Here is a 14,352-nt window from a genome sequence, read left to right as displayed (position 1 = left end):
CCCCCTACATCTATTTTTCAATGCTATATCGTTTTAAAAACTGACCATCTTGAAATGCAAGATTGTAGTAACTATAACGATTGTCATCATCAATATATGTAACTTCCCATAGTGGTATATTGTTTTCAACGCCTAATTTTACTTTTAAAATTTCTTTAGGCTTACTTTTGGGCTCTTTACTGTCATCTCCGACTTGTTCAATCGTTCTTTGTAAAGCCTCTTTTTCAGAAATACCTTCACTCTTTTTCCTTACTATTGTTTCCCCTTTTTTCTCAGGCACCCAAACGATAAGTTGTTCTCCTTTTTCATCTGTACCTTGTACGACTGTATATGAAGATTCTCCGTTATAATAATCAACAGATTTTACTTTTGTAAGCTTTGCCTTTTCTTTCGCAATTTCTACAGATTTTGCCTCTTTAGGAAGTTTCTTTTCCATTGCTTTATTATAAACATACGCCCCATACATTCCGCTAGCAACGATTACGATAATGATTGTAAAGATCCACTTTTTCATTTTATCACTACGTTCTGTAAATCGTAAATACAGCTGTTTCTTTATCTTTTTCGTCTAATGCTAATCCGAACATGAGGTCCTGCTCTTTTAACGTACGATTCAAGCTATCAACAATTTTATACAAGTCAGACGAATATTTAATACGCGTCGTTGATAGGACTTCGATTTTCTTATCCATGAAAAAACTCCTCCGTTACACAAAAATTTCTAATTATAGAAGAACGCAATGCGGTTACAATAAGAGTACATTCTTTACAACCCCTGCTTCATCACCCATCTATTATAGCAGGACATGTACAGCAAAAAAAGGTTTCAAGTCGAAAACCAATACATTTTGTATACAAGAAGTAAGAAAAATAAAATTCCTCCTACCCACATTTTTTACGCCTGAAGATTAAATGTACTTCAGGCGTATTTTTCTTCCAATTTTATTCAGTTGGCCGTTCCTTTAATTGTTCTAACAATTCTTCTAAAGAGCCTTCATAGAGCGGGACAGTTGGAATTGATTGCAAAAAATGTTTCCCATAGGAAGAGCTTGTCAAACGACGATCTAATACAAATACTGTTCCAGTATCTGTACTCGTTCTAATGAGACGACCAAACCCTTGTTTGAAACGCAGTATCGCTTGCGGGAGTGCTAACTTAGCGAATACGTCCTCTCCTTGATTTTTTAACCATTCTCCTTTTGCTTCTATCATCGGTTGATGAGGAGGCGTAAAGGGAAGCCGGACAATTACAAGACAACTAAGGGCATCTCCAGGTATATCGATCCCTTCCCAAAAACTACTTGTTCCTAACAAAATTGATTTGTCGAACTCTTGAAACTTACGAATGAGACGACTTCGGCTCTTATTATTCACACTTTGCGTTAATAATAAATACCCTTCTAACTCCTCGTCATTTTTCAAATTCGTATACGCTTCTTTCAACATCTCATACGAGGTGAATAAAACGAGCATTCTACCTTTTGTAGCTTTCGCTATTTTTGCAATATGTGCTGACACAGATTCAATATATTCTTCATTACTTGCTTTCTTAATAAAAGGCACATCAGTTGAAACCATTAATTTCATTTGTTCTTCAAAATGGAATGGTGACGGAACCTGTAATGTATTAGGAGCAAAATCATGCAAACCTAGCTCTTCTTTTATATAGGCAAATGAATCGTTTACTGTTAACGTTGCTGATGTGAAAATAACACTCTTTTTCTGTGTTAAAAATTCATCAGCAAACCTTTCACCAATATGAACAGGTTGCCCATATAAAACAGTTGAATGAATAGTTCCCTTCGTTTCAGTCTCCATCCATGTCACATATGAATTTTTTTCTAAAATGAGTAATTGTAAAGCTTGTGCCATCTTTCTCAACAACTCAATTAAATGCATAAATTCACCAGTAACAACATGCATTTCCCATTCTATTTTACTTTGCAATATATCAACTTGCTTCTCAAGTGTAGTCAATAATTTTCTTATATCATATACAAAACGATTTGTTAACTCGGTAATGCTATCCCATAACTTACCTTTCTCTACTTCTGTGTTATATCGATAAATAAGTGGCATATTGCTTATCCCTTGTTCCTGCTTTGTTTGTTTAAAGATGAACGCACGTAACATTTGGAATAGCTCATCCGCATCAAATTTCAATTCCTTCAAACTATGACTCACCATCCGGAAAGTCGAACGAGAGGCTTGTTCTGATTTTTTCATCATTTTATATACCTTAGAAAGTATATCATCTGTTTCTAGCGTACCCAGACGAGATAAAACTAGTTGGAAATACATACAGGAGAACTGTTCACCTAATGTTCTACTCGCCGCTTCCTCGATATGATGAGCCTCATCAAAAATAATATGTTCACATGAAGCAAACAATGGTTCTTCACTTGAAAAATCTTGAAATAATAACGCATGATTTGTAATAACGATATCTGCAAATAACGCTTTATTCTTTGCTCGTTGATAAAAACAACGACTAAACCAGTTGCTTTGCATCCCGCCTGGACTATGTACATCACTACAAATACGGTTCCAAAGTAACTTTCCGCCCTCAGGAATATTTAATTCATCCCGATCGCCAGTTTCCGTTTGCAATAACCATACTAAAATTTTTGCCTTTGTGAGCGCCATATCATAATTTTTCTCTTCCTCTTGCAAAGCATATTCAAATTTATGTAGGCAAAGATAATGCTTTCTTCCTTTCAAAAGAGCTACTTCAAATGAAAATGGCATTATTTTCTGTAATAATGGAATTTCTTTTTCTAGTATTTGTTGTTGCAGTTGTACGGTTTGGGTACTTATGATGACAGGTTCTTCTTTTTTCTTTGCAAAATAAATACTTGGAAGTAAATATGCAAGAGTCTTCCCTGTTCCTGTTCCTGCTTCAATTAGGGAAAACCTAGAATCTCTTAGTGCTGTATATATTTCCTTCATCATAATTTGTTGGCTTTCTCTTTTTTCAAACTTTGGCATATTCAATGCAAGTTTATCGATTGTCTTATGCAAAAAAGCATCAAATTTAGATGAACATGTTTCACTGAGATTTAAAGAATAATTCCGTTTTCGAAGCGCAATATTTCGATACACTTCATACCCCTCTGCCGCTTTTTTACCATGCATCATTTTCTTTAAAATATTTTCAGAAAGTACATCCGCAATATCACTTTGAAAAACATCGCTCAATTCATAAAGCGATTGCAAGGTGACAAGTGGTAACTTTTCAATTTCATTTAAAAATTGTAAAAATAATTCCGCTGTAGCAAGAGCATCACTATCCGCACGATGCGGTTGATCGTGCTCTAGTTCATGTTGTTTAGCTAAATCACGTAATTTATAACTATCAGCCGTCGGCAATAGAATTTGTGCCAACTCAACTGTATCAACTTTTGGACAATGTACTTCTGTATATCCAGCCTGCCTTAATTCTTCCGTTAAAAAATTCCAATCAAAGTGAACGTTATGTGCAACGAAAGCTGCACCTTGTAATAGCTCAACAACCATCGGGGCTACATCTTGAAATAACGGGGCTTGCTTAACCATACCCTCATCAATCCCTGTTAGTTCTGTAATAAATGGTGGAATCTCTCTCTTCGGATTAATAAAAGATGAAAAAATCTCCAATATCTCTCCATCTTCCACTACAACAGCTGCAATTTGGGTAATTTTATCCTTCCCATCCTTCCAGGAGTTCCCTGTCGTCTCTAAATCCACAACGACATAACGCTTACTCATATATGTAACACCTCAATTTCTTACCTATCAAACACAAAATTATATAATGTTACTATACCACGTTTTATCTCATCTTAATGAAAAGATGCACAAAAAAGCTATCTCTGTAATAGAGATAGCCTTCCTACTTATAATATCGTACCCGCTTTTTCAGCACCTAACATTTCAATAATTTGATTATCATCGTCTAATACTGCAATTTTCGGCTCTTGTTTATGAATATTTTCTTCTGCCACTAAACCGTAGCAAATAATAATAACTTTATCCCCTGGCTGTACCAGCCTTGCAGCTGCACCATTTAAACAAACAACACCGCTACCGCGTTCTCCTTTAATAACATATGTCTCTAAGCGAGCACCATTATTGTTATTTACAATTTGTACTTTTTCATTTTCTACAATATTTACTGCATTCATTAAATCTTCATCAATTGTAATACTACCTACATAATTTAAATTTGCTTCTGTTACTGTTGCGCGATGTAACTTCGCTCTCATCATTGTGCGAAACATAGATGCTCCCCCTTAGTTCACCTTTAATGTTATATTGTCAATTAATCGTACATTATCAAATTTGACTGCAATTGCTAAAATAATTCGTCCTTCAATTTTATCCATTACTTGTAATGAAGGATAGGCATATAAATCAGCATAATCTACGGTGCCTTTCGTATACGTCTCAATATACTCTTTCACAAGAGTTGTAATGATTTCTGAATTACGTTCGCCTGCCTCAATTCTTTCTTTCGCTATACATAGACTGCGGTATAAATGAGGAGCCTCTTCACGCTCCTCTTGTGATAAATACACGTTACGAGAACTTTTCGCTAATCCATCTTCTTCCCTTACAATATCAACTGGTACAATAGTAACCGGAATATTAAAATCAGCGACAAATCCTTCAATGACAGCAACTTGCTGTGCATCTTTCATACCGAAATAAGCGCGTGTTGGTAATGTAATATTAAATAGTTTCATTAGTACAGTCGCAACACCAGCGAAATGACCTGGTCTTTGTTTACCGCATAATACATCAGTACGCTTCACAACTTCTACCGTTGTCGTTTGTTCTACTGGATACATTTCTTCTACGCTCGGATAAAATAAATAATCTACACCGTTTTCTTTTGCTACATTTTCATCTCTATCAATATCACGAGGGTATCGATCTAAATCTTCATTCGGCCCAAACTGTAGCGGATTGACAAACACGCTTAAAACTACAATTTCATTTTCTTCTCTTGCCTTACGTAATAAAGTCGCATGCCCTTCATGTAAATAACCCATTGTTGGAACAAAACCAATACTTTTTCCACTTGCATGCAGTTCGTTTGTAATTCGCTGCATCTCTTGTACTGTCGTTACGATTTTCATTATTGTTTTCCTCCGTATAACGCTAAGCATTCTTCCTCTTTCATTGTGAACGAATGTTTTTCTTCAGGAAATTGCCTTGTCTTTACTTCAGCAACATATTGAGAAATCCCACGTACAATTACTTCTTGAACAGACGTATATTGCTTCACAAATTTCGGAACACGATTTACCCCATATGAGATAAGATCATGATAAACAAGCACTTGCCCATCTACTTTTTGTCCTGCGCCAATCCCGATTGTTGGAATTGTTAATTGCTCTGAAATAAGTTCTGCTAACTGCATTGGCACACACTCTAACACGAGTGCAATCGCACCAGCTTCCTCACATTTCTTCGCATCTTCTATTAATTTTTTTGCACTTTCAGCGTCTTTTCCTTGTACTTTATATCCACCTAGCACTCCTACAGATTGAGGAGTTAAACCTAAATGCGCCACGACAGGAATTCCCGCATTCGTCAAATAGTGAATAGTCGATATCACTTCTCCCGCACCTTCTACCTTCAGTGCATGGGCACCACTCTCTTGAACGATGCGGCGTGCATTCACCATCGTATCTTGTAACGACACATGATACGACATAAATGGCATATCAGTTACAATAAACGTCTCTTTTGCTCCGCGGCGTACAGCTTTCGTATGATGAATCATATCCTCTACTGTTACAGGTACTGTTGAATCGTAGCCAAGTACAACCATCCCGAGAGAATCTCCAACTAGAATCATATCAACTTCAGCTTCTTCTGCTAATTTTGCAGATGGATAATCATACGCCGTTAGCATTGTAATCGGCTCACCTTGCTCTTTCATTTTCAAAAAATCTGTTTTTGTTTTCAAAAACTACTCCTCCTTTATGCAGGAGAGAGGAGATGGCCGAAATCATATAAAAAACCCCTCTGGCCATAAAAGGGCAGAAGGGTTGTGTGTTAGTCGGCATTATTCATCCCTCTGTCCCAGTCCGTTATTGGATCAAGGCAGAATCCAAGTTATTATTTTTCGTATTGCTTCGAATCATGGTGCAGTTCGCTCTGATACTGCCCACATTCGAACTAATTATAGCAAACTCCGAAAAGAAATTACTACATTTTTTTGAAAAAATAATTTTTATCCTCATTACGGTATGTGAAATTTTAAACATAAATCAACCACAGAACGATAAACAACTTTTTAAATACATAGTATAACTCTTAAAATAATGATGCAGGTTAATTGAGGAAACATACTTACAAAAGGAGAATTGCGAATGTCTATAAACAAATGGTTATTTTGATTCATCGGTTTGCTTGTGATGAGTGTAGGGATGATAACTTTTAGCTCCTTCCATGCATATGCCTCAGTTAACGCCGTAACACAACCTATCGATTCAACGAAAGTAATTGAGGTCGAACTAAACGATGATTACTTTCGTCCAAACGTCATCACGATTCCAATTAAAGAGTCAACAACATTGTTATTAAAAAACAAAGGTAAGAATGAACATACCTTTACAGTAAAAAAACTCGATATTGATGTCGTAGTCGAGTCGGGAAAAGAAAAAAGCATTACTGTAAAACCTAAAAGTACCGGTACATATGAATTAATATGTCGGTACCATCTCCTGAAAGGAATGGAGGGCAAAGTAATCGTCAAATAACAAGTATAGGCAACCAGACGATATTCAAAAATTGATTATTGTATTACAAACTCAGCTCAAAAATATTGTAATAAAAAAAGAAGTTCCAAAAGAGGAACTTCTTTTACTTAATTTCGATATCCGCAGAATGAATGTGATGTACTTTTCCTTCATGGTCCTCTAGAAGTAATACACCCTCTTCTGTAATTCCTTTTGCTAGCCCTGTAATCGACTGTCGCATCGTTCGAGCGGTAATTTCTTTCCCTATGCTCACAGCGTAGCTTTCCCAAAGGATTTTAATGACAGAGAAACCATTTTGTAAATACTCTTCATATAATTTTTCTAGTTGTAAAAAGATTTGTTGCATAAGCTCTGCACGAACAATTGGCTTACCTGCTTCAATCACCAAAGAAGTAGCAATATGCTGAATTTCCTCATCAAAATGTTCTTGTTTTTGATTCGCATTAATACCAATGCCCATAATGACAGCATTGATTTTATCAGGATCCGCCTGCATTTCTGTTAATATACCTACAGCCTTTTTCCCTTGAATTAAAATATCATTTGGCCATTTTATTCCTACGTTTACACCTGTGCACTTTTCAATTGCTTGCGCAACGCTAACAGCCGCTAACAAAGTAAGTTGTGGTGCATGATGAACTGGGATTGACGGACGTAAAATAATACTCATCCAAATTCCTGTCCCTTTTGGTGAATGCCATTTTCTACTTAAACGACCTCTACCCGCTGTTTGTTCTTCTGCCACAACAATTGTTCCTTCTTCTACACCTTCATAAGCAAGTTTTGCTGCAATATGCTGCGTAGATTCAACAGACTCTTCAAAATACACTGTTCTACCAATATGTTTCGTTTGTAATCCTAACTGAATTTCATTCGCAGTCACTTTGTCCGGCTTACTCGCAATTCGATAGCCTAATCGACGTACAGCTTCAAGTTCGTAGCCCTCATTACGAAGGTCCTCCATATGTTTCCACACAGCGGTTCTCGAGCAACCAAGTTTATCACTAATCGTTTGGCCAGATACAAACTCGCCATCCGCTTCAGAAAAAACTTGCAATAACTGCTTTCTTATAGTAGATTGCATTCTTGCAGCCACTCCCTTATACACTCTTTCTCATTAACTACGTTTCCTTGTACGATTGCTTCTTCAATCTTTTGAATCATTTCAGCAACCCACGGACCTGGCTTTTTATTTGCCCAGCTTAATAAATCATTCCCAGTCACATTCATTTCTTGACGACTCTTTATTGGCAATGATTGAAACAATGTTTGTACTCGTTTAACAGATGTACGGTCATAACTTTCAATCATCGCTTCATATACTCTTTCAGCCATTTCAGCGATATGAATTCCCGTTTTATAGAGAAGGACCGTATCCCACTCCTTCTCTTTTCTCGTACGGATTGCCAATAAAACTGCAACAATATCTTTTATTTTTTTATTCGAAAACTTCCATTGACGTAAAAATACCGATGGATGCTCTTCTCCGATACAATATAAGAAAAATGCCCATGCCTCGATATCCGTCTCAAAAGAATCCCATTCATACTGCGTAGCTTTTAACAGTCTCTCCTCTGACATTTGTAAATATGGTAGATGAGAAAATAGCTTCGTTTCTACTAATTCCTGTAAGCCCTTCACGCAATATGTACCCGTTAACAGTTTCTCAAACTCCACTGTAATTCGTTCAATCGCTATATGTTCTAGTAAATGTCCATATGTTTCAATTGCTTGCTTCGTTTTTGTTTCTAAAGAAAATCCTAACGTACTTACAAACCGAATACCACGCATCATTCGTAAGGCATCTTCTTGAAAACGATCAGCAGCATTTCCAACTGTCACAATTTCTCTCTTTTGAATCGCTTCCTGTCCGGCAAATAAGTCCACCATTTCGCCTTCTTCTGTCATAGCAATTGCATTCATTGTAAAATCACGACGTTTTAAATCCTCTTCTAATGAACGAACAAATTGAACACTACTAGGTCTTCGAAAATCTTCATATTCGCTTTCTGTTCGAAAAGTGGTTACCTCATAAGGCTCACCATTTTCTACAACAATTACAGTTCCATGCTCAAGACCGACAGGCACATGTCTTGGAAATATAGCCATCACTTCTTCTGGTAAAGCAGATGTCGCAATATCAATATCTCCAATTGGCCTATCGATAATGAGATCTCTTACACTCCCACCAACAAAGTAAGCCTCATGTCCTTGTTGCTTTAATGTCTCAATAATAGAACTAGCTTTTTTAAATCTTTCCATTTTTGTCATCCCTTAGCACATCATAGTAAATCGTTTCATATTGTGAGACGATTTTTTCCGAGCGGAACTGCTCGTAAACACTTTCTCTTGCTCGTTCTCCCATATTACGGTGAAGTTCCTCATTCTTTAATAGCTGAATGGCTTGGTTGGCCACTCCCGTTGCATCGCCAAATTCACATAAATACCCTGTTTCACCATGTTGAATGACTTCTGGAATACCTCCAACCCTTGTTCCAATACAAGGTACACCACACGCCATCGCTTCTAATAAAACAAGACCAAAACTTTCCTTCTCCGATAGAAGCAACATTAAATCACTCATCGCAAGTAGTTCTGCAACATTATCTTGCTTTCCTAGGAATAAGACGCGATCTTCAATATGTAAATTCTTCACTAACTGTAAAATCGTACAAAACTCTGGTCCATCCCCAACAAGAAGCAACTTCGCATCTACTTCTTGAACAATTTTAGCGAATGCATGAACAACATCCTGTACACGTTTCACCTTCCGGAAATTTGAAATGTGAATAATTATCTTTTCACTCTCACTAATACCGTATTCTTTCTTTAATTGAGACATATCACGCTTGAAATATACACGTTCGTCTATAAAGTTATATACAGTTTGAATTTCTTTATTTGGTTTTACAAGCTCATGCGTTTCGTTAATTAATGAATGCGAGACAGCAGTAACAACATCAGACTGCTCAATACCAAAACGAATCAAATTATTTAACGAAGGGTCGGAACCTAACACAGTAATATCTGTTCCATGCAAGGTTGTAACAATTTTAATACGCTCTCCAATCATTTGTTTCGCTAAATAAGCACAAATTGCATGCGGGATTGCGTAATGCACATGTAAAATATCAAGGTTTTCTCGTTGTGCAACCTCTGCCATTTTACTTGCTAACGCTAAATCGTACGGTGGATATTGAAATACAGAGTATTGATTTACCGTCACTTCATGAAAATAAATGTTTGGATACACTTTATTTAACCGGAATGGTAAACCCGATGTAATAAAATGAATTTCATGCCCGCGTTCCGCCAATTGCTTTCCTAATTCTGTTCCAACAACTCCAGAACCACCTACAGAAGGATAACATGTAATACCTATTTTTAATTTCATTTACATCCCCCTATTAAATCAGCATGTAATAAAACCGGTTTCTTACTCATAAACCCTTCGGCATACAAGGCCCCAACTTCTTTCCCAAACATCTTCTCACGAGCAACCACAGTTTCAACATAACCTTCTGTTAATGGCGTTTTCACACCATCACTCCCTGTTGAAAACTGACTTTCATACGCTTCTAATGCTTCCACTTTGATAGAAAGGTACTCACTAATATCTATACAAAAATTCGGCTTATGAAAACCATTAATCATATAATTATAAAAAGACTCCACACGATGTGGTGGAAGTTCTGGCATATATTTACGAATCCCAGCTGAAAAAATAGCCTCTTCCACAAGCTTTGCACAATTGGCATGGTCTGGATGACGATCTTCATAATACGGCGCAAAAACTAGTTTTGGTTTATATGTACGGATCACCTTTACAATTTCACGTATATATTCTTCTCTCATATACAAACCACGGTCTGGCATCGCTAAATTCAGTCTCGTTTTTACTCCCATTATACGAGCAGCGACCTTTGCTTCTTCTTTTCTCAACTCTATCGTTCCATTAGAAGAAAGATCAGCTTCTGTTAAATCACAAATACCTACTTCATACCCTTGCTTCGTATATTTAGCAATGGTACCAGCCATGCCGATTTCAACATCATCGGCATGGGCACCAAACGCTAATATATGTAATCCACTCATAATTGTTCCCCTCATTTTCTAAACTTGCGGTAATCTAAATCTCCTCGCTCTAATGCATGCATTAACATTTCAGCACTTGCCATATTCGTTGCAAGTGGAATCGCATATACATCACATAAACGAAGTAATGCATTTACATCTGGCTCATGCGGCTGAGCAGTTAGTGGATCTCGGAAGAAAATCACCATGTCCATATCGTTTTTTGCAATCATGGCACCGATTTCTTGATCGCCACCAAGAGGACCCGACTGATATCTTGTTACAACTAAGCCAGTTGCCTCCATAATACGAAGTCCTGTCGTTCCTGTTGCAAATAATTCATGCTGTTCAAAAATCGGTTTATATGCATACGCAAACGAAACCATATCATTTTTCTTTTTGTCATGTGCGATTAAGGCAATTTTCATCCGTTGTCTCCCCTTTAGTCGATAATATTTTCTAAACCGTACACAAGATGATCTAGATTCATTACTGTATCAATTGATAGTTTTACACCTGACATAAATGATGCACGATTGAATGAATCATGGCGAACTGTTAACATTTGTCCGTCTCCACCAAACATTACTTCTTGATGTGCAATAAGTCCTGGTAATCGCACGCTATGAATGTGAATACCATCTACATTTGCACCACGAGCACCTTCTAGTTGCTCTACTTCGTTTGGATGACCTTGCTGCTTTGATTCACGATTTTGACGGATTAATTCTACTGTTTTTACTGCTGTACCAGATGGTGCATCTAATTTTTGATCATGATGCAATTCAATTACTTCAACATCTTGGAAGTACTTCGCTGCCATTTGTGAGAATTTCATCATAAGAACTGCACCCATTGCAAAGTTTGGAGCGATAATTGTTCCTACTGCCTTTTCTTTTGCATTCTCTGTTAATTGCTTTAGTTCTTCTTCTGTAAATCCAGTTGTACCAATAACAGAACGAAGTCCACGCTCAACTGCAAGTGTAACGTGTTGTTTCCCAACTTCTGGCGTTGTTAAATCTAACAACACATCTGCTTCTACTTCATCTAAACAAGTATGTAAATCAGCGTAAATAGGTGCATCCAGCGCTGGCATGCCAGGTAAATCAGAGATTTTCTCTCCACCATGCTTATAATCCACTGCTGCTACTAAATTAAAATGTTCCGTTCTTTCCATAAGAAGGACTGCTTCATGTCCCATACGTCCTCTTGGTCCAGCGATAATTACTTTAATTTCTTTCATTATTCTTTCTCTCCCTCATCAATACGTGTCCAGCGATCTTTATCACGTGTATTAAATTTATTCATTACAATGTTATGTGCTGTTTCTAAATCAATATTTAAACTATTTGCCATACAAATCATAACAAATAATACATCTCCAAGCTCTTCTTCAATACTACGTTCTTTTTCAGTTGTTTTCTTCGGTTTCTCACCATAATAATGATTAACCTCTCTTGCAAGCTCCCCCATTTCTTCCGTTAAACGAGCCATCATTGCAAGTGGACTGAAATAACCTTCTTTAAACTGACCAATATATGCATCTACTTCTTTCTGCATATCCTTCATCGTTTTCGCTTCCATACAATTCACCTCTAATCCTTCCTCTTTCATGTTAGCCAATTCATCGCGATTTGACAAATATTATTCCCCGCCAAACACCTATTTGCGACCCTTTTTTGGATAGACTATAATAAAGTGAAACTTCTTTTGCATGCTTTTCGCAAAAGATCAGCCCGAACCAATCGGGTTCCTACGGCTGGTTTGTACTTCTTCAGAGCTTTATCTCCTACCAGCCGTTGGAACGGGGTAAAGTGAAACTTTCTTTTGCGATTTTACAACCTTCACTATTTTTACTAACAACTAGAAATTACTTATCATTATGTTTTACCGTTTCAGCGGAGCAATGCCATTTACATAATTAGGGGGATTTCTATATGACATCAAATTTGAAGATTCGAAATATCATTTTTATTTTAATCGGTTCCGCTATTTTTTCTTTCGGTATTGTGAATATCAATATTGAAAATCACCTTGCAGAAGGTGGATTTACCGGTATTACACTATTATTATATTTTCTATTTAAGTTTGATCCTTCTTACTCAAACTTAATTTTAAATATCCCTATATTTATTATTGGTTGGAAGTTACTTGGAAGAACGACATTTTTATATACACTAATCGGCACCTTTAGCGTATCTTTATTTCTATGGATTTTTCAGCGTTACGAAGTTCTCAACTTACATTTAAACTTACAAAATGATATGACACTCGCGGCTTTATTCGCCGGGGCATTTATAGGTATCGGGCTTGGGATCATATTTAAATATGGCGGGACTACTGGCGGTGTAGATATTATTGCGAGACTCGCTCATAAATATGTTGGCTGGAGTATGGGGAAAACGATGTTTATGTTTGATGCTATCGTCATTATCGTCTCTATTCTTACCTATTTATCATACCGCGAGGGCATGTATACATTAGTTGCTGTTTTTATTGGGGCGAAAGTCATTGATTTTATGCAAGAAGGAGCCTATGCGGCGAAAGGAGCAACTATTATATCAGATAAAAACGATGAAATTGCTGCCAAAATTTTATCTGATATGGAACGTGGAGCAACCTTTTTAAAAGCTGTTGGCTCATATACAAAAGTGGAACGGAACGTATTGTATTGCGTTGTTGCTAAAAATGAAATCGTGAAATTAAAAAATATTATTACCTCTGTAGATCCTCATGCATTTGTTGCTGTTAGTGATGTACATGATGTAGTTGGTGAAGGTTTTACATTAGATGAAAATAAAAATCCGTTACATAAATAAATGCAACTAGAAAAGCTCTTTAGCTTTTCTAGTTTTTTATTACATATTTTTTAAGACTCTCTAAATCCTCATAAATAAGTTCCAATAAACTCCGGTTATAAAAAATTGAAGCAGGATGAAAAGTCGGAAAAATATGATATTCTTTCTCTGACCATGTAAACTCTGCACTTTTCATATCCTTTAATTTTTGAATGGGCTGTTTTAATAATTGTCCATGCACATCTGTAATTTTTTTATTTTTTCCTGTTAAACGTTGAAGGCCGATATTTCCAAGCGTGACGATAAGCTTCGGGTTTATTTTCTCTAATTCATAATCTAACAAAGGTGCATGAGCAAGTATTTCTCCTTGATTTGGCGTTCTATTATACTTTTTCTGTATGATTTCACCATTTCGTTCTTTTTTCTCTCGCCACTTATATGGTCTACTTCGAACAGCGCTCGTAATATATACTTCTTCCCTTGTAACATCAATCCGTTCTAAAAAACCCATTAATTGTTTTCCCGCTCTCCCGCTAAAAGGAATACCATTATGAATTTCTGTTTCACCAGGCGCTTCTCCTAACAACATAAATTTCGGATTTTCAGGACCTTGTCCACTTAAAAAACCTTCTAGCTGATAAGAAGCACTCTGTTCTTTCACTTGTTTTACTAGATGACTTGGATATTTCATTTCCCCCACCACCTTTCCGCATTACTTCTATTATTCC

16 protein-coding genes are annotated in these 14,352 nt (G+C 36.7%); 2 read left to right on the top strand and 14 right to left on the bottom strand.

Translation table 11 applies throughout. The features are described 5' to 3' along the window. Positions 1 to 10: 10 nt before the first annotated feature. From ACQVV1_RS13190 to panB, 6 genes are all read right to left on the bottom strand, one after another. Positions 11 to 514, bottom strand: a complete 504-nt coding sequence (locus ACQVV1_RS13190; RefSeq protein WP_242251907.1) for a cell wall elongation regulator TseB-like domain-containing protein — start codon at positions 512 to 514, stop codon at positions 11 to 13. A gap of 7 nt (positions 515 to 521) precedes the next feature. Then, positions 522 to 692, bottom strand: coding sequence for a YpmA family protein (locus tag ACQVV1_RS13185; protein WP_000358352.1), 171 nt, complete (start codon positions 690 to 692; stop codon positions 522 to 524). 250 nt (positions 693 to 942) lie between these two features. Then, entirely contained in the window at positions 943 to 3,747 is a 2,805-nt protein-coding gene (gene dinG, locus ACQVV1_RS13180) for an ATP-dependent DNA helicase DinG (RefSeq protein ID WP_431168948.1), read from the bottom strand. Positions 3,748 to 3,875: 128 nt separating this feature from the next. Further along, the gene (gene panD, locus ACQVV1_RS13175) at positions 3,876 to 4,259 is read right to left on the bottom strand and encodes an aspartate 1-decarboxylase (protein WP_431168947.1); all 384 of its coding nucleotides are present in this window, start codon (positions 4,257 to 4,259) and stop codon (positions 3,876 to 3,878) included. A gap of 12 nt (positions 4,260 to 4,271) precedes the next feature. After that, positions 4,272 to 5,120: a pantoate--beta-alanine ligase gene (panC, locus tag ACQVV1_RS13170; protein ID WP_309259916.1), complete on the bottom strand. Its 849-nt coding sequence runs from the start codon at positions 5,118 to 5,120 to the stop codon at positions 4,272 to 4,274. Then, a complete protein-coding gene (gene panB, locus ACQVV1_RS13165; protein WP_242251211.1) occupies positions 5,120 to 5,956 on the bottom strand; it encodes a 3-methyl-2-oxobutanoate hydroxymethyltransferase in 837 nt (278 codons plus the stop codon). Before panB ends, panC begins: the two co-directional genes overlap by 1 nt. 451 nt (positions 5,957 to 6,407) lie before the next feature. Between panB and ACQVV1_RS13160 the strand changes: the two genes are divergently transcribed. Continuing rightward, the gene (locus ACQVV1_RS13160; RefSeq protein ID WP_431168946.1) at positions 6,408 to 6,752 is read left to right on the top strand and encodes a cupredoxin domain-containing protein; all 345 of its coding nucleotides are present in this window, start codon (positions 6,408 to 6,410) and stop codon (positions 6,750 to 6,752) included. A 103-nt stretch (positions 6,753 to 6,855) separates the two neighbouring features. On the opposite strand, the gene ACQVV1_RS13155 is transcribed toward ACQVV1_RS13160, so the two are convergent. From ACQVV1_RS13155 to ACQVV1_RS13125, 7 genes are read right to left on the bottom strand one after another with little or no spacing between them, the layout of a single operon-like run. Then, the gene (locus ACQVV1_RS13155; RefSeq protein ID WP_431168945.1) at positions 6,856 to 7,836 is read right to left on the bottom strand and encodes a biotin--[acetyl-CoA-carboxylase] ligase; all 981 of its coding nucleotides are present in this window, start codon (positions 7,834 to 7,836) and stop codon (positions 6,856 to 6,858) included. After that, positions 7,821 to 9,014 carry a CCA tRNA nucleotidyltransferase gene (locus ACQVV1_RS13150; RefSeq protein ID WP_431168944.1) on the bottom strand — a complete coding sequence of 398 codons (1,194 nt, stop codon included), beginning with the start codon at positions 9,012 to 9,014 and terminating at the stop codon, positions 7,821 to 7,823. Before ACQVV1_RS13150 ends, ACQVV1_RS13155 begins: the two co-directional genes overlap by 16 nt. Further along, entirely contained in the window at positions 9,001 to 10,146 is a 1,146-nt protein-coding gene (bshA, locus tag ACQVV1_RS13145; protein WP_063224145.1) for an N-acetyl-alpha-D-glucosaminyl L-malate synthase BshA, read from the bottom strand. Before bshA ends, ACQVV1_RS13150 begins: the two co-directional genes overlap by 14 nt. Then, positions 10,143 to 10,847: a bacillithiol biosynthesis deacetylase BshB1 gene (gene bshB1, locus ACQVV1_RS13140; protein WP_063224146.1), complete on the bottom strand. Its 705-nt coding sequence runs from the start codon at positions 10,845 to 10,847 to the stop codon at positions 10,143 to 10,145. The genes bshA and bshB1 overlap by 4 nt, the downstream gene beginning before the upstream one ends. A gap of 11 nt (positions 10,848 to 10,858) precedes the next feature. Beyond that, positions 10,859 to 11,254, bottom strand: a complete 396-nt coding sequence (gene mgsA / locus ACQVV1_RS13135) for a methylglyoxal synthase (RefSeq protein ID WP_000684766.1) — start codon at positions 11,252 to 11,254, stop codon at positions 10,859 to 10,861. A gap of 14 nt (positions 11,255 to 11,268) precedes the next feature. Then, positions 11,269 to 12,069 (bottom strand): dihydrodipicolinate reductase, encoded by an 801-nt coding sequence (gene dapB, locus ACQVV1_RS13130; protein WP_431168943.1) that lies wholly within the window; start codon positions 12,067 to 12,069, stop codon positions 11,269 to 11,271. Continuing rightward, positions 12,069 to 12,410: a nucleotide pyrophosphohydrolase gene (locus ACQVV1_RS13125; RefSeq protein WP_002108639.1), complete on the bottom strand. Its 342-nt coding sequence runs from the start codon at positions 12,408 to 12,410 to the stop codon at positions 12,069 to 12,071. The genes dapB and ACQVV1_RS13125 overlap by 1 nt, the downstream gene beginning before the upstream one ends. A gap of 353 nt (positions 12,411 to 12,763) precedes the next feature. Here ACQVV1_RS13125 and ACQVV1_RS13120 point away from each other — a divergent pair, with 353 nt between their 5' ends. Then, a complete protein-coding gene (locus tag ACQVV1_RS13120; RefSeq protein WP_063224148.1) occupies positions 12,764 to 13,645 on the top strand; it encodes a YitT family protein in 882 nt (293 codons plus the stop codon). A 28-nt stretch (positions 13,646 to 13,673) separates the two neighbouring features. Here the strand turns inward: ACQVV1_RS13120 and ACQVV1_RS13115 are convergent, their stop codons facing one another. Beyond that, positions 13,674 to 14,315 carry a uracil-DNA glycosylase gene (locus ACQVV1_RS13115; RefSeq protein WP_242251207.1) on the bottom strand — a complete coding sequence of 214 codons (642 nt, stop codon included), beginning with the start codon at positions 14,313 to 14,315 and terminating at the stop codon, positions 13,674 to 13,676. Positions 14,316 to 14,352: the final 37 nt, after the last annotated feature.

The organism is Bacillus basilensis (genome assembly GCF_050630465.1).
Taxonomy (GTDB): Bacteria; Bacillota; Bacilli; order Bacillales; family Bacillaceae_G; genus Bacillus_A; species Bacillus_A basilensis.
The sequence above is the reverse complement of the archived record's forward strand: the minus strand, read 5'-3'. Positions and strand labels throughout refer to the sequence as shown.